The sequence below is a fragment of the Sporosarcina koreensis genome (genome assembly GCF_001531445.1).
In the GTDB taxonomy this organism is placed as follows: domain Bacteria; phylum Bacillota; class Bacilli; order Bacillales_A; family Planococcaceae; genus Sporosarcina; species Sporosarcina koreensis_C.
In genome coordinates this window covers 52,735-53,997 of record NZ_LQYA01000251.1, presented here as the reverse complement: position 1 = coordinate 53,997, position 1,263 = coordinate 52,735, and the positions used below count along the sequence as shown (strand labels likewise).

Below are 1,263 nucleotides of genomic sequence, written 5' to 3'. Positions count from 1 at the left end.
CATTTTCACTTGGTTGACTTTCTGTTTCGGTGTTGTTTGTGGCATGAAGATTTTACCGCCGATCTTCAATTGAGCACAAGCATAAGCGACACCTTGCGCATGATTGCCCGCACTTACACAGACAATGCCCTGTTCGCGGGCTTCTGTTTCAATCCGCTTGATCTTGTAATAGGCGCCGCGTAATTTGAAGGAACGCACATATTGTAAATCTTCTCGCTTAATATAGACATTGCAGTCATATTTCTCGGATAGCCTCTCGTTTTTTTGCAAAGGTGTATGATTCACAACATCTTTGAGCAATTGATTAGCAATCAGGATATCTTCCACTTGTACTGTCTTCATTTCACTCTTAGCCATTTTCGTCATATGCTCTTTCCCTCCGGTATCTAAAATGAATATTTTATTATATTACCATGAAACACCGAAGAAGAACATAAGATTGTTCGCAATTGCCAATGAATTTGAATGAATATATCTAAATGCATTATTCGGATAAATATGTAAGCGTTTTCTTTATAAGAAAATCAATCTCGTATAATCGGGGTAAGCTCTTGTACGGCTTTGGAATAGTCTGTTTAAGGAACTTCGATGTGGGAAATCCTTATGGAATATCCAAAGTAAAGGAGAATTTGTTATGCAGAAATGGGATAGCAGGCCAGATAACCCTGATAGGGGTCAATGGGCCGTGTTGGGAGCGTCTTGCATCATAATACTCGTTGTCATTTTATTGAATCTTATGTAAATTAGTGAAGCTTCTTTCCAATGAGGAAGGGGGCTTTATTAAGTTGTCTATACATGGATTTCTATCTATAATGAATAGATAGAATAGAATTGAAGTTCAGGGAAGTAGGAGAAGGGGGGAATGGGCATGAAGGATATAGATTTCATATTGGAAGCAGATGCTTTGAAAATCAGGGAAATGGTCATGAATCGGGAAGTATCAGTTTCCACTATCACTTCTGTATTCATTGAACGGATGAAGAACAAAAATCCCACGGTGAATTTTCTTGCAGAAGACCGTTTCGACGAAGCAATGGAGCAGGCTGCACAGGCAGATGCTGTATTATCAAACGGAGGAGCGGTAGGGGCATTGTTCGGCGTTCCGATGAGCATGAAAGAATCTTTTGATGTTGCCGGAATGCAAACGACCGGTGGCCTGCTCAGCAGAAAAGGTTACGTGCAGGAAAATGATGCGGATGTTGTGAGGAAATTGAAAGCCGAAGGGGCAATCATCATCGGCAAGACAAATACACCGGAGTTATG

The 1,263-nt window shown here is 40.7% G+C and carries 2 protein-coding genes; one reads left to right on the top strand and one right to left on the bottom strand.

What is annotated here, in order from left to right; all coding sequences use genetic code 11:
* The coding region (locus AWV70_RS24990) for a pyridoxal-phosphate dependent enzyme (protein ID WP_235588811.1) at positions 1-357 on the bottom strand (357 nt) is incomplete at its 3' end.
* A gap of 511 nt (positions 358-868) precedes the next feature.
* On the opposite strand from AWV70_RS24990, the gene AWV70_RS24985 reads away from it, so the two are divergent.
* The coding region (locus AWV70_RS24985; RefSeq protein ID WP_235588800.1) for an amidase family protein at positions 869-1,263 on the top strand (395 nt) is incomplete at its 3' end.